At 70.7% G+C, this 19274-nt stretch carries 15 protein-coding genes; 4 read left to right on the top strand and 11 right to left on the bottom strand.

All coding sequences use genetic code 11. The annotated features are described in order from the left end of the window. Positions 1–84: 84 nt before the first annotated feature. The 4 genes from H613_RS0122060 to H613_RS32480 all read right to left on the bottom strand — a co-directional run bounded on the left by H613_RS0122060 (position 85) and on the right by H613_RS32480 (position 4806). Complete coding sequence (locus H613_RS0122060) at positions 85–672, bottom strand: ATP/GTP-binding protein (RefSeq protein ID WP_035738919.1); 588 nt, start codon at positions 670–672, stop codon at positions 85–87. A 6-nt stretch (positions 673–678) separates the two neighbouring features. Next, on the bottom strand, positions 679–1059 hold the full coding sequence (locus tag H613_RS0122055; RefSeq protein ID WP_026925473.1) for a DUF742 domain-containing protein: 381 nt from the start codon (positions 1057–1059) through the stop codon (positions 679–681). A 252-nt stretch (positions 1060–1311) separates the two neighbouring features. Continuing rightward, positions 1312–1710 carry a roadblock/LC7 domain-containing protein gene (locus H613_RS0122050; RefSeq protein WP_026925472.1) on the bottom strand — a complete coding sequence of 133 codons (399 nt, stop codon included), beginning with the start codon at positions 1708–1710 and terminating at the stop codon, positions 1312–1314. 42 nt (positions 1711–1752) lie between these two features. Continuing rightward, positions 1753–4806, bottom strand: coding sequence for a sensor histidine kinase (locus H613_RS32480; protein ID WP_169732041.1), 3054 nt, complete (start codon positions 4804–4806; stop codon positions 1753–1755). Between the two features lie 971 nt (positions 4807–5777). On the opposite strand from H613_RS32480, the gene H613_RS28420 reads away from it, so the two are divergent. Continuing rightward, on the top strand, positions 5778–6731 hold the full coding sequence (locus H613_RS28420; protein ID WP_051393685.1) for an MHYT domain-containing protein: 954 nt from the start codon (positions 5778–5780) through the stop codon (positions 6729–6731). A 91-nt stretch (positions 6732–6822) separates the two neighbouring features. Here H613_RS28420 and ccsB read toward each other — a convergent pair whose 3' ends face one another. The 7 genes from ccsB to H613_RS29615 all read right to left on the bottom strand — a co-directional run bounded on the left by ccsB (position 6823) and on the right by H613_RS29615 (position 14464). Continuing rightward, positions 6823–7809 carry a c-type cytochrome biogenesis protein CcsB gene (gene ccsB / locus H613_RS0122035; protein ID WP_026925470.1) on the bottom strand — a complete coding sequence of 329 codons (987 nt, stop codon included), beginning with the start codon at positions 7807–7809 and terminating at the stop codon, positions 6823–6825. Continuing rightward, complete coding sequence (gene resB, locus H613_RS28415; protein ID WP_051393684.1) at positions 7806–9389, bottom strand: cytochrome c biogenesis protein ResB; 1584 nt, start codon at positions 9387–9389, stop codon at positions 7806–7808. The genes ccsB and resB overlap by 4 nt, the downstream gene beginning before the upstream one ends. A gap of 50 nt (positions 9390–9439) precedes the next feature. Then, complete coding sequence (locus H613_RS0122025; protein WP_026925469.1) at positions 9440–10207, bottom strand: cytochrome c biogenesis CcdA family protein; 768 nt, start codon at positions 10205–10207, stop codon at positions 9440–9442. Then, positions 10204–10791 carry a TlpA family protein disulfide reductase gene (locus H613_RS0122020; RefSeq protein WP_035738917.1) on the bottom strand — a complete coding sequence of 196 codons (588 nt, stop codon included), beginning with the start codon at positions 10789–10791 and terminating at the stop codon, positions 10204–10206. The genes H613_RS0122025 and H613_RS0122020 overlap by 4 nt, the downstream gene beginning before the upstream one ends. 2 nt (positions 10792–10793) lie before the next feature. Next, on the bottom strand, positions 10794–11447 hold the full coding sequence (locus H613_RS0122015) for a histidine phosphatase family protein (protein ID WP_026925468.1): 654 nt from the start codon (positions 11445–11447) through the stop codon (positions 10794–10796). Further along, a complete protein-coding gene (gene hemL, locus H613_RS0122010; RefSeq protein WP_026925467.1) occupies positions 11444–12763 on the bottom strand; it encodes a glutamate-1-semialdehyde 2,1-aminomutase in 1320 nt (439 codons plus the stop codon). Before hemL ends, H613_RS0122015 begins: the two co-directional genes overlap by 4 nt. Before the next feature lie 159 nt (positions 12764–12922). Beyond that, on the bottom strand, positions 12923–14464 hold the full coding sequence (locus tag H613_RS29615) for an adenylate/guanylate cyclase domain-containing protein (protein WP_026925466.1): 1542 nt from the start codon (positions 14462–14464) through the stop codon (positions 12923–12925). Positions 14465–15198: 734 nt separating this feature from the next. On the opposite strand from H613_RS29615, the gene H613_RS29610 reads away from it, so the two are divergent. The 3 genes from H613_RS29610 (at position 15199) to H613_RS0121990 (ending at position 19218) form a co-directional block, all read left to right on the top strand. Beyond that, positions 15199–16044, top strand: a complete 846-nt coding sequence (locus H613_RS29610; protein ID WP_051393683.1) for a lytic transglycosylase domain-containing protein — start codon at positions 15199–15201, stop codon at positions 16042–16044. A gap of 240 nt (positions 16045–16284) precedes the next feature. Further along, the gene (locus H613_RS0121995) at positions 16285–17304 is read left to right on the top strand and encodes a GNAT family N-acetyltransferase (RefSeq protein ID WP_035738915.1); all 1020 of its coding nucleotides are present in this window, start codon (positions 16285–16287) and stop codon (positions 17302–17304) included. 90 nt (positions 17305–17394) lie between these two features. Beyond that, the gene (locus tag H613_RS0121990; RefSeq protein WP_084546856.1) at positions 17395–19218 is read left to right on the top strand and encodes a potassium channel family protein; all 1824 of its coding nucleotides are present in this window, start codon (positions 17395–17397) and stop codon (positions 19216–19218) included. Positions 19219–19274 lie beyond the last annotated feature (56 nt).

Below are 19274 nucleotides of genomic sequence, written 5' to 3'. Positions count from 1 at the left end.
TGGTTTGGGTCAGCCTAGACGGTCGGTCCGGGTCAGTGCTCGGCCCTGAGGGCCGAGAGCTGTGGGCTTCCTACCCGGCTGGGTTCATCCAACACCGACGGTGCGAGTGCGCCGCATCGACAGGACGTACTCGACGAGCTTGATCAGGACTTGCTTGGTGGACTCGCGGTTGCGCGCGTCGGTGTACATCAGCGGCACGTCCTGGGAGACCTGGAGCGCGTCGCGGATGTCCTGGAGGTCGTGCATCTGCTTGCCGTCGAAGCAGTTGACGGCCACCAGGTACGGGAGCTTGCGGTGCTCGAAGAAGTCGATGACCGAGAAGCAGTCCGCCAGGCGGCGGGTGTCGACCAGGACGATGGCGCCGATCGCGCCGCGCACCAGCTCGTCCCACATGAACCAGAACCTGGTCTGGCCGGGCGTGCCGAACAGGTAGAGGATCAGGTCCTGGTCGATCGTGATGCGGCCGAAGTCCATCGCCACGGTCGTCGTGGCCTTGTCGGGCACGAGGTTGTTGTCGTCGACGCCTTCGGAGGCCGAGGTCATGATCGCCTCGGTGGTCAACGGTGTGATCTCGGAGACCGAGCCGACCAAGGTCGTCTTGCCGACGCCGAAGCCGCCGGCGATGACGATCTTGGCAGAGGTCACGCGAGAGGTGTCTGCGGGTGAGTTCATTAGGGTCTAAAGCCTCCTGAGTCCACTGAGAACGCGCTCGAGGAGTTCGGTTCCGACCGATTCGTCGGCACCGGGGTCGTCGCTGAATCCAGTCGGTTCGTGCACTGCCAACAAGCCATCGGCCGCCATGTCGGCGACCAGCACGCGCGCCACGCCCAAGGGCACTTCCATGCGGGCGGCGATCTCCGCGAGCGACTGGAGTCTGCCGCCGCACAGATCGACGATCACCTTCTGCTCGCGTCCGCCGAGGAACTGCCCCGCACGGCCGCGCGCGGTGGTCTCCACCAGCGCTTCGAGGGCGATCTCCAATTGGGGTCGCGTGCGGCCGCGCGTGACCGCATACGGCCTGACGAGTGAGCCCGTGGGCTCATCACCACCGAGGACCATTTCCACCTCCAACCGCCGCCGTCGGATCCCACAATCCGGCGGTCGACAGCCATGTCAGTTTTCCGTAAACCGCCGTCTGGGGCGACGGCGGTTCCGCCGCCTGGGGAGGCGACGGAGGGGTTGTTCAGTTCGTCCCGCTCGCGCTGCTAACCGCAAGTGGAGCCTACCGTGCCGGAGCCCCGGCCGACAAACCGCTCCATGGCGAGCCATGGGGTCCGCTCGCCGGTCGCGCACCGCACGGGGCGGCCCGGTTCAGCTGCGCGCCGACGGCGTCAGAGCCTGGCCGACCCTGTCCACCAGCAGCGCCATCTCGTAGCCGACCTGGCCGACGTCGCAGTTCTTCGAAGCCAGTACGGCGAACGAGGATCCGTCGCTGATGGACATCAAGAACAGGAATCCATGGTCCATCTCCACGACCGTCTGGAGCACCGCGCCGCCTTCGAAGCAGCGTGACGCCCCCTGGGTGAGGCTCACCAGGCCGGAGGTGACCGCCGACAGCTGGTCGGCCCGGTCCCGCGGCAGGTCCCGTGAGGACGCCAGCAGCAGACCGTCGGCGCTGACCGCGACGGCGTGCGCCACTCCGGGCACGCGCTCGGCGAATCCCGCCAGCAGCCAGCCCAAGTCCTGGACCGAAGTTCCACCAGTGCTCATCGTATGCGCTCCTTAGCGTCTACCGTGTTGTAGCTCAGCGACTCAGTTACCGTCATTGCCACGTCCTCGCTGCACCCCACGGTGATAGGCCGACAGCAGGCCCCGAATGCCTTCGGGGTTGCGCTTCTGCGCGCTGACAGTCTCCTGTGATTCCTCCACGCCGCCGGGAACGAGGCGTTCCATCGGTCGGCGCTTGGGAAGTCCCGCCGAGGTGGTCTCATCGGCCGTCTCGGCGAAGGCGTTGTCGACCCTGCTCCAGCCGTCGTCGGCGGCGGTCCGCCAGGCGTAGGAGGGATCGGGGTCGGGATCGGTCTGGAGGCGACGTCGCTCCAGCCCCGAATCGGCCGGGCTGTGGGGCTCGGCCATCGGCTGCCGTACAGGTTCGGGCTGCTGGGGGGGCGGGGGCGAGTGGTACATGTTCGTCGCGCCTTCCGTGGGCTGCGGAGAGGACTGCGAGGCCGCTTCCCATGCGGGGGCGACGGGCTCGTCTGCTGCGTTCTCACCGTAGCTCGGTTCTGTCTCAGCCGTCACCTTCGCGTCGTCGTCGACGGCCTTGGGCGCGGGCGTGACCGCCTTGAACCAGGCCGATTCGACCTCGCGGAAGATCGGCAGCTCCGTGGTCGCGTCGATCGCCGAGACGCGGTCGGACCGCATCGACTTGCGCGGCGCCTCGGTGCCCGATCCGGCCGCGGTGTCCGGCCACGAGGGCGGCGCGGGCTCTTCGGCGACGGGGGCGGCCTCGAGTTGGATCTTCGGGAGCGCGACGTGCTCGGAGGAGACGATCTCCCCGGTGACTTCCATCACCTTGCCGTTGGAGCGGCGCTCGTCGAGCCCGCCGGGCCTGAACATGAAGCCCGGCTCGTCCTGGACGGTGTGCTCGCCGGTGAACGGCTCGGCGTGCGTCGGCTGGCGCGGGGGCGCGGGCGGGGCCGTGGGCTCGCTGGGCCGGTAGCTCGGCGCGGGCTGCGGCGGCGGGGACTGGGGGTGCGGCGGCGCGGCGGTGTCGAAGAGCCCGGCGGGGCTCTCGGGGACGCGCGGCAGGGCGCCGGTGTCGGGGTTCATGCCCGAGAGCAGTTCGCCGCGCGGGGCCGACCCGCCGAGGGCGGCGGTCCCCTCGTCGGGGCGGGAGCGCTCGGGGAGCCTCGGCTCGGACAGGACCGACTCGCCGAGGATGGCCTCGGCGACGGTGCCGCGGCGCTCGCCGGGGCGCAGCTCGACGCGGACGTTGTGGCGCTTGGCCAGGCGGGCGACCACGACGAGGCCCATCATGCGCGAGGAGGCGAGGTCGATGACGTCGGCCGACTCGGACAGCTGCCGGTTGATGTCCTCGAGCTGGGCCTCGGGCATCCCGATGCCGCCGTCGGCGATGCGGACGCGGATGGCGCCCATGGGGCTGTCGGCGGTGCGCATCTGCTCGGCCTCGACCTGGACCGGGGACTCGGGCGGGGAGAACGCGGTGGCGTTGTCCATGAGCTCGGCGATGAGGTGGACCAGGTCGTTGACGGCGGCCGGCTTGATCTCCCGGTCGGAGTCGAGGCGACCGAACTCGATGCGGGTGTACTGCTCGACCTCGGACTGGGCGGCCTGGAGGATGTCGCCGATCGGCGCCGGGTGCCGCTCCTGGCGGGTGGAGTCCGCACCGGCGAGGACCAGGAGGTTCTCGTCGTTGCGGCGCATGCGGGTGGCCAGGTGGTCGAGCTGGAAGAGCTCGGCCAGGCGGTCGGGGTTCTCCTCGCCGCGCTCGAGGTGGTCGAGGTGGCCGATGAGCCGGTCGACCAGGTTCTGGGAGCGGCGGGCGAGGTTGATGAACATCTGCGAGACGTTGGCGCGCAGGGCCGCCTGCTCGGCGGCGATGCGGATGGCCTCGGTGTGGACGATGTTGAACGAGTGGGCGACGTTGCCGATCTCGTCGCGCTGGTCGATGTCGATGACCGCGCCGGTCTCGGCCGCCACCTCGTCGGGGGTCCGGCCGCCGATCGACTCGGCGTCGCGCATCTGGGCCACCGCCTGCGGGAGGCTGACGTGCGCGACGTCGAGCGCGCCTTCGCGCAGGCGCCGCAGGCCGTGGTTCATGTTGCGGGCGATGACCAGGGCGATCACGGTCGCGATGATGAACGCGGCGAGGATGAGCACGGCTTCGAGCAGCAGCTGGAAGATCTGCGCGTCGCGGTCGGCGCGGGCCTGGTCGAGCACGGCGGCCGACTCGTCGTCGATGTACTTCAGGCCGTTGTTGAGGATCGCGTCGTAGGCGTTGATGATGTCGACGTTGACCGTGAGCTCGCCGTTGGTGCCGGCCGAGGCCGTGGCGTTCTCGAAGTCGAGGGCGGCCTGCGCCGCGGGGGTGCTCAGGCCGCCGGGGCTGTAGAAGAACGCGAGCTGCTCGTCGCGGTTGGCGACGGTCTTGAACTCGGCCTCGGCCACGGAGCGGTACTCGGCGAAGGCGATGAAGCTCTTCCAGCGGGTGCTGTTGAAGAACTCGTTGCCGTTGCCGACGTTGATGGCGATGGCGCGTTCCTCTTCGAGCTGCTCGAGGATGATCGTGGCCGAGGCGATCGCCTGGAGCTGGCGGGCGATCTCGGGGTCGTTCACGATACGGGCCGAGATGTCGGTGATGGTGACCAGCTCGGAGACCAGGCGCTGGTAGATGCGGGAGGTCTGGTCGATCGAGGTGGTTCCGGGGTCTTCCTCGGCCGCGGCGCGGATCTCGAGGAGGGACTCGTAGTTGGTGTCGACGGCGGCGATCCGGTTGCTGATGTCGTCGGACAGGTCCGGCAGCTGCTCGGCCTTCTCCTTGAAGTCGTCGAAGGCGCTGTCGGTGAGCGCCGCCTGCGCTTCGACGGCCTCGAGGTCGTAGTCGGCGGGGTCGATGCCCTCGACGTGGTCGTCGTCGATGCGCAGGTAGGTGATGAGAAGGCTGCGCTCGCGCTGGAGCTCGTAGCGGAACTCGGCGCCGACGGTGTTGAACTCCACCAGGACCACCATGTCGTCCGACTCGAACACGCTGTCGGCGAGGTCGTAGAGGCGGAGGCCGGCCACGGCCACGAGGACGAGGAGCGGCACCAGGAGAATCAGTCCGAGTTTGGACCTGATTCGCATGTCGGCGATGCGGGGCAGACCCAACGGACCTCGTCGAGCCGCTGAACCCGCTCGGTTCGAGCTGCGCTTGCTCACCTTGTCTAGCCTCCTGGGGTGGTCCTCTGTGTCAGACCGGCTCCGGGCATGGGCACCGGTTCTGTCTAGGGCCGGCGTCGCGCCGGCTGCCCTCCGCGGGCCGCTGGGGCGCGGCGCGGTCGGCATGTGAAGCCCAGCAGATTCCATCATGACGAAAGAGGGCTCCGAAATCCAGGGGCGTACTGGAGTTCTCAAGTCGACCGCGTTACCGACGACGCGGGGGCACGATTCCGATTAAATCACATAATTTCGGACACATGCATATGGCGTATTCAGCTGTTCAGACTACAAATTGAGCCGCATAGCCGACGGCGCCTGCCCCGTTCGACGGCGTCCGGTGCGTTAGGGGGACCCCTCGCCGCGGGGGATTCGGAGCGGCGCGGTCGCGAGCCTCCGTGCAGCGGGAACGGGCGTGCGGCGTCCGGCGTGGAGTGGACCGTCGCGAGGAGAACACCGTCCGCATGCGACTCGCACAGGCTGTGCGACGGGGACCGGCCGCCGTGGGGCACCGTTGAGCCATACCGTTCAGGAGGTCCGCCACATGGAGACGCACTGCCCGGCCGCCGCGCGCGAACTTCGGCGCTTCGTGCCCGGCCGGCCCGATCCCGTGGCGGCCCCCGCCTTCGCACCGGCGGTGCTCGCCGCCGGCGACGGTGTGTCCGCCTTCGAGGCCGAGCGCGCTGGCTGGCCGCGCTCGGTCCCGGGCGGCCCTGTACTCGCACGGCGCGCGGACGCCCACGTTGCGTCCGGCAAACGTCTCCAGACGGTAGTCGTATACCGTTTCGAATCGCGCAGATCGCAAAAGTGAAACATTCCAGTAACGGGTGTCGACCTGAGGAGGAAGACCGCGGATGGAACACCTAAGTCACTTCACCTATGGGTGGATCAATCCATTCATGAGTTTCGGGTTCGCATTCGCCGGTTCACTGCTGGCGCTGATGTGCATGACGCAGGCGCGCAAGCAGTTCGGGACGGTGCGCGCCACCGCCAAGCGGCTCCGGTGGATCGCCCTGGCGGCCCTCGCCCTCGGCGGCACGGCGATCTGGATGATGCACTTCACCGCGATGATCGGCTTCCGGGTGATCGAGTCCGACATCGCCTACGACCCGGCGATCACGTTCCTGAGCCTGGCCGTCTCGATCGGATCGGTCTTCTTCGGCCTGTCCGTCGCGGGCATGGGCCGCCGCAACACGGCCGCGAAGATCCTCATGGCGGGGCCGCTGACCGGCCTCGGCGTGGTCTCCATGCACTACTCGGGCATGGCCGCGATCAACATCTCCGGCGAGATCACGTACGACCGCGCCTACTTCTGGGCGGCGGTGGTGATCGCGGTGGTCGCGGCAACGGCGGCGCTGGCGTGCGGGATGTACCTGGACGGCTGGAAGTGGCAGACGGCCGCGGCGGTCGTGATGGCGTTCGCGATCTGCGGCATGCACTACACGGGCATGGCGGGCGTGCGGGTGGAGCTGGCCGACCAGGGCCGCAACCCGGTGGACGGGATCGACCCGATCATGCTGATCCTGCCGATCCTCGGCGTGGCCACGGTGTGCATCATCGTGCTGCTGTTCGCGCTCATGGGCGCGACGCCGAAGACCGTCTCGCGCCGGGAGCAGCTGGGCATCGAGATCGACGAGAACGACGGGAAGGTCGGCGTCGAGCCGGTGCCGCCGCAGCTGGCCCGGGCGCGCCGCTCGGCCGCGCCCGCCACGCGGGCGCAGGCGCGCAGCCGGAACATCGTCCCCGACCAGCGCGACGCGCAGCAGCGCCGGCAGCCGTTCGCGGCGGTGGACGGCAACCGCGAACCGCAGCCGACCATGAACCCCGGCGACCGGAGGCCCCCGCTGCGGTAACGGCACAGTGATACGGAACGGCCCCCGCCGATCGGCGGGGGCCGTTCCGTATCGCTATATATAAGGCGCGGCTACGGAGCGTTGACGATTGTCAGACGCCCGCGTAGGAGTGCAGGCCCGAGAAGACGAGGTTCACGGCGGTCAGGTTGAACAGCATGACCGCGTAGCCGAGGATCGCGATCCACGGCGCGTTCGCCTTCGCCGAGCGGCCCGAGACCCTGGCGTGCAGGTAGGCCGCGTACACGACCCATGCGATGAAGGCCCAGACCTCCTTCGGGTCCCACGCCCAGTAGCGGCCCCACGCGAAGTGGGCCCACACCGAGCCCGCGAAGATCCCGAACGTCAAAAGCGGGAACGCGAACACGTGGATCTTGAACGTCACGCGCTCCAGGATCGTCGCGTCCGGCAGGCGCTCGGCCACGCTGAGCGGGAAGCCGACCCACTTGCCGTCGGAGACCTGCCGGTCGTGGCGGCGCTTGAGCAGGTGCAGGATCGCGAACACGCAGCCGATGAGGAGCGTGCCGGAGGCGGTGATCGCTGCGGTGACGTGGATGATGATCCAGTACGAGTCCAGGGCCGGGACCAGCGGACCGGCGTCGGTGTAGACCCGCACCGACGTGCCGAGCACCATCGTCACGGCGAACGTGGCGAACAGGCCCAGGCGGCGGGGCACGTGCCGGTTCTGCACCAGGACCAGCCAGGTGACCATCCCGGCGAGCGCCACGCCGACGGTGTACTCGAACATGTTGCCCCACGGCCACCGTCCGGTGTAGACGACGCGGGTGACGATCGACGCGGCGAGCGCGGCGGTGCCGAGGTAGGTGAGGATGAGGCCGAGCCGCCCGGCGCCGCGCGCCGCGGCGGGGGTGATGGGGGCGGTGCTCGCGGCGTCGTCGGCGCGCTCGTCAAGGCGTTCGTCGCCGTCGACGGCCTCGCCGCCGGAGGCCACGAGCACCCCGGCCCGCTTGGGCGAGGCGCGCTTGTCGAAGGCGTATTCGAGCGCGTAGGCGAACATCGCCGCCGCGTAAGTGACGATGGTCGCGACGAACAGCGCGTTCGCCGCTTGGGCTCCGGTCATGACGTGCTCCCGATGGGTTCTTCGGAATCGGTTCTGGGTTCGGGCGGCCGGTAGTCGGGCGCGATGTCGGCGGTGATGCCGTCGCACTCCTCCTCCAGGCCGTCGTAGTCGTTGCGGTTGAGGCCGGCGGTCTCGACGGTGCCGTCGGGGTTCCACCGGATCCAGTACCGCCTGCGCCGCACCGTCAGCGTCGGCAGCAGCGCCCCGATGAGGATCACCGCGCCGGCCAGCACGATGGGTCCTCCCGGGTCGTAGCGGACCTGGAGGACGGCGTACTGCTCGACGCCGTCGAAGGTGAGGGTGGAGCCGTCGTCGAGCTCCATCGAGTCGCCGACGCCGATGACCTCGGCCTCGTCGTTGAGCACCTCGAGGTCGCCCGAGGCGATCTGGTCGGCGTTGACGCTGTAGACCGACTCGGGCAGGCCGTCGCCCATGCCGAGGTCGCCGCGGTAGGCGGTGAGGGCGAGGACGGGGTTGTTCAGCTCGGGGTCGGAGCCGAGGAGCATCGCCGTCGAGTCGTCGTAGGTCGGCACGAGGACCGCGTCGAAGCCGACTTCGGCGTCCGCGTCCACCTCGCCGGTCTCGGGGTTGAAGTTGGCGTCGGGGAACTTGAACGCGCCCTCGGAGTTGAGGGCGGCGTCCATGGACAGGAACGGCTGGTGGACGGTCTGGGCGTTGCCGTAGCGGTCGGTGTAGGTGGCCACGGCGGTGTAGCCGTGCCCGATGAGGAAGACGTTGGTGCCGTCGATGTTGAGCGGGTGGTTGACGCGCAGGTCGTAGGTGTCCTCGGTGCCGTCGACGGTGTAGGTGACGTCGGCGTCGAAGTCGGTGGGGCCGCCGCCTGAGAACTCGGCGTCGAAGTCGTCGAGCTGGACGCAGAACCGCGGCAGGCTGGTCTCGGAGACGTAGGCGCCGAGGCCGTACTCGTCGTACTGCTGGAGGTTGTTGCAGAAGGCCTGGTCCTCGCCTTCGGAGAGGATCCGGTTGCCGTACCAGCTGAACAGGCTCCCGGCGGCGACGCCGATGAGGATGAAGATGATGCTGGTGTGGAACAGCAGGTTGCCGCTCTCGCGCAGGTACCCCTTCTCGGCGGCGAGGGTGACGGTGCCGTCGTCGGACTCGCGTCTGACGGTTCTGAAGCGGTGCTGCTTGAGCGCGGCCCTGGCCCTGGTCTCGTTGGCGCCGTCGAGGCGGCGGTGGTAGGGCAGGATCTCCATGCGCCTGGGCGCGTCCGGCGGGGCGGCGCGCAGGGCCTTGAGGTGGACGCCGAGCCTGGGGATGATGCAGCCGATGAGGCTGATCATGAGCAGCAGGTAGATCGCGGAGAACCACGGCGAGGTGTAGACGTCGAAGGCCCACAGCCGGTCGAGGAACGGCGCGAGGGAGGGGTGGTCGGCGTAGTAGGCGTCGACGTCGGGCGGGCTGATGGAGCGCTGCGGGAACGTCGAGCCGGGGATCGCGGCGAGCGCGAGGGCGAGCAGGAGCAGCAGCGCGGTCCGCATCGAGGTGAGCTGGTGCCACCAGCGGCGGCCGAAGGAGCGGGTGGCCTTCAGGGGTGATTTCCGGGGGGATCGTCTCACGGCCGTCTCTCCCCCGCTCGGGCTCTCGCGCGTGGCCGGTTCGGATGTCGTCACAACCAGATCTCCCCCGCTCCGACGGTCGCTCTCAGCCAATTGGTGAACTCGGTCCAGGCGCCGGTGGCGAGCATGAGGCCGACGGCGACGAGCATGGCGCCGCCCGCGATGGAGATCCCACGCCCGTGCCGCTTCATGAAGTCCAGGGCCCTCGCGAGGCGGTGCATGCCGACGGCGAAGAGCACGAACGGCAGGCCGAGCCCGAAGCAGTAGGCGATCATGAGGCCGACGCCGCGGGCGGTGCCGTCCTGGATGACGGCGAGACTGGTGATCGCGGCGAGCACCGGCGAGGTGCACGGGATCCACGAGAGCGCGAAGACCGCGCCGAACAGGGGCGCCCCGGCGAGGCCGACGGCGGGCCGCCAGCGCGGGGCGAAGCCGCGATTGGCGGGGATGAGGCCGATGAACATGAGGCCCATGGCGATCATGAAGACGCCGACGACGGTCTCAAGGGTGGAGCTGTTGGTGAGCAGGGCCCGCCCGGCGCTCTGGAGGGCGAAGACGACGGTGGTGTAGACGGCGGTGAATCCGGCGACGAACAGGAGCGAGCCGGTGAGGATGCGGCCCCGTCGGCTGCCCGCGGTGTCGGCCTCTCCCCTGCCGCGCGCGGCGAGTTCCTCGCCGGAGAGGCCGGTCACGTAGGAGACGTAGCCGGGCATGAGGGGGAGCGTGCACGGCGACGCGAAGGAGACCAGGCCCGCGAGGGCGGCGACGCCGAGGGCGAGGAGGAGGGGGCCTGAGGCGGCGGTTTCGGCTGCGTTCACCTGAGCACCTGGTTGATGTCGGCGATGAGGGTCTCGGCGTCCTTGAACTCCTCGCGCCAGACGCTGAAGACGCGCATCTCGCGGTCGATGACGAACGTGGCGGGGATGGTCGTCGGGGAGATGTCGTATTCGATGAACTGGAGGGCGATCGCGCCGCTCGCGTCGTTGAACGAGGGGTAGGCGATGCCGTAGCGCTGCTCGAAGGCGAGGGCGGCGTCGACGCTGTCGCGGATGTTGACGCCGACGAACTCGACGTCCTCATCGGCGAAGTGCTCGGCGGCCTCGGCGAGGTACTCGGCTTCGGCGCGGCACGGCGCGCACCACGAGCCCCAGAAGTTCATGACGACGACGCTGCCCGCCCAGTCGCCGGTGTCGAGCGGGTCGCCGGTGAGGCTCTCGCCGGTGACGGCGGGGGCCTCGGGACGGCTGTCCGGGTCGTCCCAGCGGTAGTTGGAGCCGTCGCCGGAGACGAAGCGGTCCCGGTTGATCTCGTTGACGCGGTTGGCGTTGTCGCCGCCTTCGGTGCAGGCGGCGAGGCCCAGGAGCGGGAGGGCCGCGAGCAGCGCGCGTCGCCGGACCGCCATGCTCAGGCTCCCTTGGCCCGTCGTGCCGACTCCGACTTGAGCAGCAGGTGGGCGGCGGGCTCGGCGTAGTCGATGCGCACGATGTCGGCGCCTTCGTAGACGAAGCTGGTCAGCGACGCCAGCGAGCACTCGCGGTTGCGCGGGTCGTGCCACAGCCGCTTGCGTTCGGCGAAGCGGCGGGCGGTCCAGATCGGCAGCTGGTGGCTGACCAGGACGGCCTCGCAGCCTTCGGCGGCGACGCGGGCGGTCTCGACGGCGGCCAGCACGCGGCGCGCGATCTCGATGTAGGGCTCGCCCCACGAGGGCTTGAAGGGGTCGCGCAGGCGCCACCAGTACCTGGGGTGGCCGAGGGCGCCGTCGCCGACGCCGACCCGCTTGCCTTCAAAGGAGTTGGCGGCCTCGATGAGGCCGTCGTAGGTGGCGGTGTCGAGCTGGTGGGAGGCCGCGATCGGCTCGGCGGTCTCCTGTGCCCGCTGGAGCGGGGAGGCGCCGACGTGGACGATGTCGCGGCCGGCGAGCTCCTCGGCGGCGGCCAGGGCCATCTCGCGTCCGAGGTCGGACAGTCCGAATCCGGGGATCCTGCCGTACAGGATGCCGTCCGGATTGTGGACCTCACCGTGCCGGAGCAGGTGAACGATGGTCTTCGAGCCGCTCATGACCGCACCTTAGCCGCCGCTTCGGCGGCCCGTGGCAGTGCCTGTTCGATGTGTGACAGGGCTTCCTCATCGATCGCGGCGGAGACGAACCAGCATTCGAAGGCACTCGGCGGGAGGTAGACGCCGCCTTCGAGCATGGCGTGGAAGAACGCGCCGTACGCGTCGGTGTCCTGGGCGGAGGCGTCGTCGAAGTTCCGGACGGGACCTTCGGTGAAGCCCTGCTCAAAAAAGAAGATGCTGAAGAGGTTCGAGGGCGCCGAGACGCAGTGCGGCACGCCCGCCTTGGTGAGCGCCTCGTCCGCCATGCCCGCGAGCGCCTCGGCGGTGGCGTCGAGTGTGCGGTAGACCGCTTCGTCGCAGGCGCGGAGCGTGGCGAGCCCGGCGGCGACGGCGAGCGGGTTGCCCGAGAGGGTCCCGGCCTGGTAGACGGGCCCGGCGGGGCTGATCAGGTCCATCAGGTCGGCCCGGCCGCCGAACGCGGCGGCGGGCAGGCCGCCGCCCATGACCTTGCCGTAGGTGTAGAGGTCGGCGGGGGCGGCCAGGCCGCCGGGGCCGACGCGGAAGCCGGTCATGACCTCGTCGGAGATCAGGAGCGCGCCGTGGGCGCGGGCGAGCTCGTAGAGCCGCTCGTTGAAGCCCTCGACCGGGGCGACGGCGCCCATGTTGCCGGGGAGGGCCTCGGTGATGACCGCCGCGATGGCGTCGGGGTGGGCGGCGAAGGCGGCCTCGACCGCGTCCGCGTCGTTGTAGGGGACGACGATCGTGTCGGCGGCCGCGGAGGCGGGGACGCCGGGCGAGTCGGGGTGGCCGAGCGTGGCGACGCCCGAGCCCGCGGCGGCGAGGAAGTAGTCGGCGTGGCCGTGGTAGCAGCCGGCGAACTTGACGATCTTGTCGCGGCCGGTGGCGGCGCGCGCGAGCCGGACGGCGCTCATGGTGGCCTCGGTGCCCGAGGAGACGAGGCGGACCTTCTCGCACGGGGTGCGCGAGACGATCTCCTCGGCGAGCTCGATCTCGCCGAGGGTCGGCGCGCCGTAGGAGGTGCCGCCCGCGGCGGCCTTCGCGAGCGCGTCCACGACGGCGGGGTGGGCGTGCCCGAGGATGAGCGGGCCCCAGGAGCCCACGAGGTCGACGTAGGTGTTGCCGTCGACGTCCCGCATGCGGGCGCCGCTGGCGTCGGCTATGTACACCGGGTCGCCGCCGACGCCTCGGAAGGCGCGGACCGGGGAGTTCACGCCGCCGGGGATGACCCGGGCGGCGCGCTCGGCGTAGGCGGCCGAGGTGCGGGTGCGGAGCGGCTGCGGTTGCCTGTCAGTCACCGGCTCAGCCTCTCACATCCGCAGTCGGCCGCGGAGCGGTCCGGCTCCGGCGATGCGCGGGACACGTTCCCCCGCAGGGGCGGCGGACGCGGCGGCAGTCTGGATCCGATCGGATTCGGACTCGCGTTCGTCGCAGTGGTCGCCGGAGCCGGACGCGGTTCAGCGGGCGCGCACCAGCGCGGTGTCGATCCGGACGGCGTTGACGAACTTGCGGGCGAGGCTCGGGAGCACCTGCACCGGCTCGGCCCGGCCGTGCAGCAGCCACCGCAGCGGCGTCGGCACCCGGTAGAGCGCCTGCTCCATCGCGGGCCGCTCGATGACGACCAGGGCGACGTCGACGAGCTCCACGAGGGCCTCCAGGCTGCCGTCGCGCTGGCGGCACAGGTCGAGGACCTCGTCGACGGTGGCGCCGTCGCTGCGCGCGGCGAGCTCCAGCAGCACGGCGCGGGCCGGGCCGGAGATCGCGGCGACCGCCTCGTCGACGGCGGCCCGGAACCGGCCGCCCGCGTCGAGGACGGCGACCGGGTCGTCCCGCAGGCGCCGCAGGGCCGTCTTCGGGGAGCCGAACGCGGTGACGTCGGCCAGTGCCCGCAGCGCGGGCACGAAGCCCTCCACGGCGGCGGCCAGGCCGCGGCATTCGGCGGCGCTCCAGGAGGCGCCGCGGTCCTCGCAGAACCCGGCGAGCATCGCGGCGGCCACGTCGACCGGCGGCAGCTGGAGCGACCGCTTGGCCTCGCCGGGCAGCTCGAACGGGCGGACCCCGGCGGCGAGGATCGTCAGGCCGGGGCATTCGCGCAGGAGCTTCTCGACGGCCCAGGCGTGGGCGCGCTCGACGTCGTCGAGGACGAGGAGCGCGTCGCGGTGCCGCAGGTGGTCGACGGCGGTCTCGATCGGGCGTCCGAGCGTGTCGGCGGGCCTGCCGAGGGCCTGGAGCAGCGAGGCGCCGAAGTCGTGGCCGGGACGGCAGTACCAGACGCCGTCGCCGTGGTGCTGGAGCCGGCCCCTGGCCCAGGCCCGGACCAGGGTGGTCTTGCCGCATCCGGCGAGGCCGGTGACGGTGACCAGGCGGTGGGAGGCGAAGGCGCGGTCGAGTTCGCGGTACTCCTCGGGCCGCTCGACCGGAGCCTTGAGGTCGGCCGGCAGGTTGTGGCGGTGCGGCCGGATCGGCGGCGGCGGGAACTCGCTGGGGAGCCCGGGGGCCTGCAACTGGACCAGTTCGGTGGTGCCGGGCAGGCCGCGCAGCTCGAAGTAGCCGAGGCGTTCCAATGACGGCGCTCTGAGCCCGGCCGCGGCCGCGTGCTGCGCGGAGGCGAGGATCTGGTCGCCGTGCGCGGCGGCGCAGATGCGCGCGGTGCGGTGGACCTCCGGGGTGGCGTAGCCGCCCGCCGACGGCCAGGCCTCGCCGGTGTGGAGTCCCATGCGCACTCTGGGCCGGATCGGGCCGTTGCCGCGTCCCAGGTCGGGCCAGCGGGCGCCCCTGAGCGCGGTCTGGATCTCGAAGGCGGCCGCGGCCGCTCCGGCGGCGTCGTCGAAGACGACGAAGAACGAGTCGCCCTCGGTCTCTATCTCGGCGCCCCGGTACCGCCGCAGGACCTCCCGGATGAGCGCCCGGTGCCGGTGCAGGACGATCCGGTAGGGCTCGGCGCCGAGCCCGGAGGCGAGGCGGGTGGATCCTTCGATGTCGGTGAACATGAACGTCACCTCACCTGAGGGAAGCACGTCGGCGGCCGCCGCTGCCGGTCGGCGAGCTGTCGAATCGCAATTGCTGGGCAGAGAATAGGCTGGGTTTGTCGCGTGCAGTGCCGTAGTCGTATCCACGTGTCGATCAACTTTCGTTCAGCCCCCGTATGCCGGGCTGTGGCGCGCTGGTGCGCGTACACGCAGCCCTGCGGCCTCACAGTGTCTCCCCCATCTCAGTCGGTTACCGGATGTGATGGGCATTCAGACCCCGTACGACTGGCTGGGTCGCGTTCGGCGGCGGCTGTGAGGCGGTTCCGCCCGCGGATCTGCTCGTGGCAACCATGGATCCCATAGGAGAACGATCATGGACGCCGCGGGTAGCGGCCTGTATCGCCTGAAACAGAATTGTTCGCCGGGAAGCGTTGGCCAGGTGGCGGAACGTGCAGAATTGTTCGCACCCGGGCCCGGCTTCCGGGGTCGAGTGCGAGGAATACTCGCCCGCTAGCGCTTGCCCCCGCCCGCCCGGATGGGGAATACTCACCTTCGTGCCGGACTCCCCCGGTGCCCCGGTTCGCGCTCTCGGGCGGCGCGCGCTGTCGGAACCTCTAGGACGCCTTCGGGCGGCGGATACCGCCGCGGCCCCGAGGCGCACGGTCACAAGCCCGGGCGGCGCACACCGCCGGAACCTCCAAGGCGCGTCGAGCGCGGGCCGGGCGGCGTAGGCCGCCGAGCAATGGGAAGGGATACTCGCTTTCGTGTGGTTCGCACTCCTGCTCCGAAAGCTCGCCCTGCTGCCCTGGAAGGCCCTCAAGGCCGTCGGACGCGCCGTCCGCGCCTGCTTCCGGGCGCTGCGCGCCCCCGCGGGGCGTCTTGCCGTCCAGTGCGTCGTGACGGCCGCGGCGCTCGCCGGGGCGATCGTCGCCGGCTTCCACGTGGTGCCCTCGGCCGGACCGGCCTGGTCGTTCGGCACCGAGCCCGAGCCGACCCCCGAGGAGCGCCCGCTGGTGCTCAGTCCCGAGGACGCGCCCGCGCCGGGGCTGCCGGTCGAGACCGACGAGGTCGCCGGCGAGACCGCGGCCCCGTCCGACTCCTCCACCCAGGCCGCCGTGGACGACATCAACGACTGGGCGCAGAGCCTCGCCCACCTCGGCATCCCCGAGCGGGCCCTGGTCTCCTACGGGAGGGCCGAGCTCATCTCGAGCGTCCAGAACCCCGACTGCCACCTGTCGTGGACCACCCTCGCCGGGATCGGCTCCACCGAGACCGCCCACGGCACCATCGGCGGCAACCGCATCCTCGCCGACGGCACCACCATGACCGACATCGTCGGGCCCGAGCACGGCGAGCAGGGGCCGATGCAGTTCATGACGGAGACGTGGGAGCAGTGGGGCGCCGACGGCAACGGCGACGGCGTCAAGGACCCGAACAACATCGACGACGCGACCACCGCCGCGGCGAACTACCTGTGCGCCGACGGCCACGACCTGACCGACCCGACGGACTGGTACGACGCCGTCTACAGCTACAACCACGTCGACGCCTACGTGCAGAAGGTCTACGACCGGGCCGACGACTACGGCAGGAAGAGCACCATGGCGTGAGCCCCGCGGGCCGAGCGCGGCCCGCCCACGATCCGACGGAGTGACCGGCTGCTCCGCCCGGGTTCGCCTCCGAGCGTCCCCCGCGTCCGGATTCGGGCCCAGACGACCACCGATCGAACGTATCAATGCTCCACAGAGTAACCTGAGAGGTTCGCGCGGTGACAATGCCGCCCGGCCTCCGCGGCGCCGAAAGCGGCGCCGGGGGTGCCGACGGCGACGATATCGGGTAAGGATTGAGAGATGCCCCTGATGCAGCTCGCGCCCAGCGAGATGACAGCCGATGACATCCGCGACTGGTGCTCGGTGCTCAACGACATGACCGCGGCCGACATGCCCGCCGAACCGCGGTGGCGAACCGAGCGGCTCCACGACTACCTGGTCGGGACGCTGCCGGACGACCAGCGGTCCCTCTTCCTCTACCGGGACGAGGACGGCGACCTGCTCGGCCACGCCAGCCTCATCATGTTCGGCGGCGACCAGGCCGGCACGGCCGTGGTCGAGATCTCGACCAGGCCCGAGGCCCGCGGCAGGGGCGTCGGGAAGGACCTGCTGCGGGAGGTCGCCCGGTGCGCCGGGGCGGGCGGCTGCCGGACCCTGTCGGTCGAGGTCATCGCCACCACTCCGGCCGTCGGCTTCTACGACAGGCTCGGCTTCGAGCGGGCCGTCGTCGAGCAGCGCCACCTGCTGCGGTGGACCGAGATCGACTGGGAGAAGATCGAGCACGCCGCGGGACGCCTCGCCGCCGGGTACCGGCTCGAATACCACGCCGGAAGCGTCCCGGAGCGGCTGATCGACTCGTACGCGGACGTCAAGGCCAACCTGCGCACCACCAGCGACCCGGTCGTGGTGGTGCCCGAGTGGCGCGGCTCGGCCCAGGCCGACCGGCTGCGGGACTCGCTGGCGACGCTGGACCGGCGGGGCATGCGCTCCCACATCGTCGTGGCGATCGCCGAGCCGTTCGACAACGTCGTCGGCCTGACCGAGCTCGTCGTCTCGGCGCAGCGGCCGACGCGCGCCGACCAGTACGACACGGTCGTGGCCCCCGGGCACCGCTCGTACGGGCTGGCGATGTCCATGAAGGCCCGGCTGCTGACCGAGCTGCGCCGGGCCGAACCGCAGCTGGTCGACGTCCAGACGTGGACGATGGACACCGCCGACGACGTCCGCTGGATCAACTCCGAGCTCGGCTTCGTCCACGACGTCGACTGGTACGACTACGAGACCGATGTGGACGAACTGCTGAAGCGCATCGGCGAGTAGGGCGGCGCGGACCGGTCCCGCCCTCTCCCAAGGCCATCGCCCGGCTCGCCGGGGGGCGCTGCGTTTGCCGAAACTCAATAGACTGCTTTCATGTACCCCGATACCGTGCCCCCGATCGCCGGTGGACCGGGCGGGCCGCCACCTCACGTGCCCGCGGAAGGCGAAGCCGGTCACGAACGGCTCGTCATCGTCCTCGGCGACAACGGGTTGACGCTCAGGTTCATCAAGAACCTGACCGAGCGCTTCTCGTACCGCGTCACCGCGCTGATCAAGCCCGGGCCGGGCGCCCAGCGCGACGAGATCCGCAAGGAGTCCGAGGTCAACCCCCGCCTGACCGTCGTCGAGGAGCAGCAGCTCTCCTCGCAGACCATCCGCAAGGCCGGCCTCCTGGAGGCCTACGCGGTCGCCCTCATGGCCCAGGACGACGTCGCCAACCTCCACCTCGCCCTCGAGATCCGCGAGATGTCGCACCAGCTCGGCGACGACACCCTCCCCAGGCTCGTCATCCGGATGTACAACCGGCAGCTGCGCGACCGCATCCGGCTGCTGCTCGGCGACCAGGGCATCTACGTCGAGTCCGACGCCGACATGGTCGCCCGCACCTACGCCGCCGCCGCGCTCCAGCAGATCCCGCCCGGCGACATCGACATCTGGGACCGGCGCCTGTACCTCACGCGCGAACCCGACGAGCGCGCCCAGGCGCAGTGGGTCGTCGCCAGCGACAACGACAACGGCGACAACGGCGGCCTGGAGGTGATCACCGAGAACCGCAAGAAGTCAGTGCGGGTGCTGTGCCTCGAACCCGAGCGGTCGCACCGCTGGTTCAGGCCCGAACCAGGGGCGGCGGTCCGGTTCCTGCGCCGGACCATGTACGGCCTGCGGCGCACCGTGGACACGAAGCTGCGGATCGCCGCGGTCGTGCTCATCATCGTCATGTCCGGCGGCTTCTGGACGCTGACGCACTTCGCCAGCATCGCGAACCCGGTCGGCAACGCCTGGGACGCGCTGTACATCATCACGCTCATGGCCGGGGGCGGCATCGACCCCGAGATGGCCGCCCAGCCGTGGGTCAAGGTCACCCATGCCGTGGTCGTCGTGGCCGGGGCGCTCATCATCCCGGTCGTCACCGGCGCGATCGTCCAGGCGCTCGTGGGACGCCGCTACGCGCTCGCCGAAGGGCGGATCGTCGACTCGGTGCGCGACCACGTCATCGTCGTGGGCCTCGGCAACCTCGGCACTCGCGTGGTCGAGCGGCTGCGGGCGCTCAAGATCCCGGTGGTGGCCATCGAGAAGGACCGCGACGCGATCGGCATCCAGGCCGCGCGCGCCGCCGGGGCGCAGGTGCTCCTCGGCGACGCCTCCCGGCCGGAGACGCTGCGGGAGGCCGAGATCAGGTACTGCCGGTCGCTGGTGGCGATGGCCAAACAGGACTCGCAGAACCTCGAGACCGCGCTGTCCGGACTGGAGTGCAAGTCCGACCTGCGCACCGTCATGCGCATCTACAGCCCCGAGTTCGCGGCGCTGGTGCGCAGGAACCTCAACACGCGCACCTCGCCGCGGGACGCCTCCCGGCACTCCTCGTACAGCGCGCCCGAGGTCGCCGCGGCCTCGTTCGCGGCGGCGCTGACCGAGGACGAGATCCTCGAGACGATCCCGGTGCGCGGCGAGCTCGTCTACATAGGCGAGGTCGTCGTCGGCGCGGGCGGGCGGCTCGACGACGCGCGCGCCCAGGAGGCCACGGCGCTCGGCTCGCACCGGCTGCTGGCCGTCAAGCGCGCCAGCGGCGGCGTGCGGTGGAACCCCGACGCGGCCTTCAGCATCCAGGCGGGCGACAAACTGCTGGTCCTGGCCACCAGGCCGGGGCTGGAGGAGGTCCTGCACCGCTGCCAGCCGACCGCCGAGCTGCCCCGCTGAGGACGGTCGGGCGCGCAACTTCTCCGCGGCTCGCTCGTTGAACCTCCGACACATCT

Source organism: Glycomyces arizonensis DSM 44726 (assembly GCF_000482705.1).
Lineage (GTDB): Bacteria > Actinomycetota > Actinomycetes > Mycobacteriales > Micromonosporaceae > Glycomyces > Glycomyces arizonensis.
This window is presented reverse-complemented; position numbering and strand designations above follow the sequence as displayed.

What these genes read in the sequence shown, in the direction of transcription:
- H613_RS0122060 (WP_035738919.1), bottom strand. Translation starts at nt 672, where the DNA reads ATGAACTCACCCGCAGACACCTCTCGCGTGACCTCTGCCAAGATCGTC.
- H613_RS0121995 (WP_035738915.1), top strand. Translation starts at nt 16,285, where the DNA reads ATGCCCCTGATGCAGCTCGCGCCCAGCGAGATGACAGCCGATGACATC.
- H613_RS0122050 (WP_026925472.1), bottom strand. Translation starts at nt 1,710, where the DNA reads ATGAGCACTGGTGGAACTTCGGTCCAGGACTTGGGCTGGCTGCTGGCG.
- ccsB (WP_026925470.1), bottom strand. Translation starts at nt 7,809, where the DNA reads ATGACCGGAGCCCAAGCGGCGAACGCGCTGTTCGTCGCGACCATCGTC.
- H613_RS32480 (WP_169732041.1), bottom strand. Translation starts at nt 4,806, where the DNA reads ATGCGAATCAGGTCCAAACTCGGACTGATTCTCCTGGTGCCGCTCCTC.
- H613_RS0122020 (WP_035738917.1), bottom strand. Translation starts at nt 10,791, where the DNA reads ATGGCGGTCCGGCGACGCGCGCTGCTCGCGGCCCTCCCGCTCCTGGGC.
- H613_RS0122015 (WP_026925468.1), bottom strand. Translation starts at nt 11,447, where the DNA reads ATGAGCGGCTCGAAGACCATCGTTCACCTGCTCCGGCACGGTGAGGTC.
- H613_RS0121990 (WP_084546856.1), top strand. Translation starts at nt 17,395, where the DNA reads ATGTACCCCGATACCGTGCCCCCGATCGCCGGTGGACCGGGCGGGCCG.
- H613_RS28420 (WP_051393685.1), top strand. Translation starts at nt 5,778, where the DNA reads ATGAGTTTCGGGTTCGCATTCGCCGGTTCACTGCTGGCGCTGATGTGC.
- H613_RS0122055 (WP_026925473.1), bottom strand. Translation starts at nt 1,059, where the DNA reads ATGGTCCTCGGTGGTGATGAGCCCACGGGCTCACTCGTCAGGCCGTAT.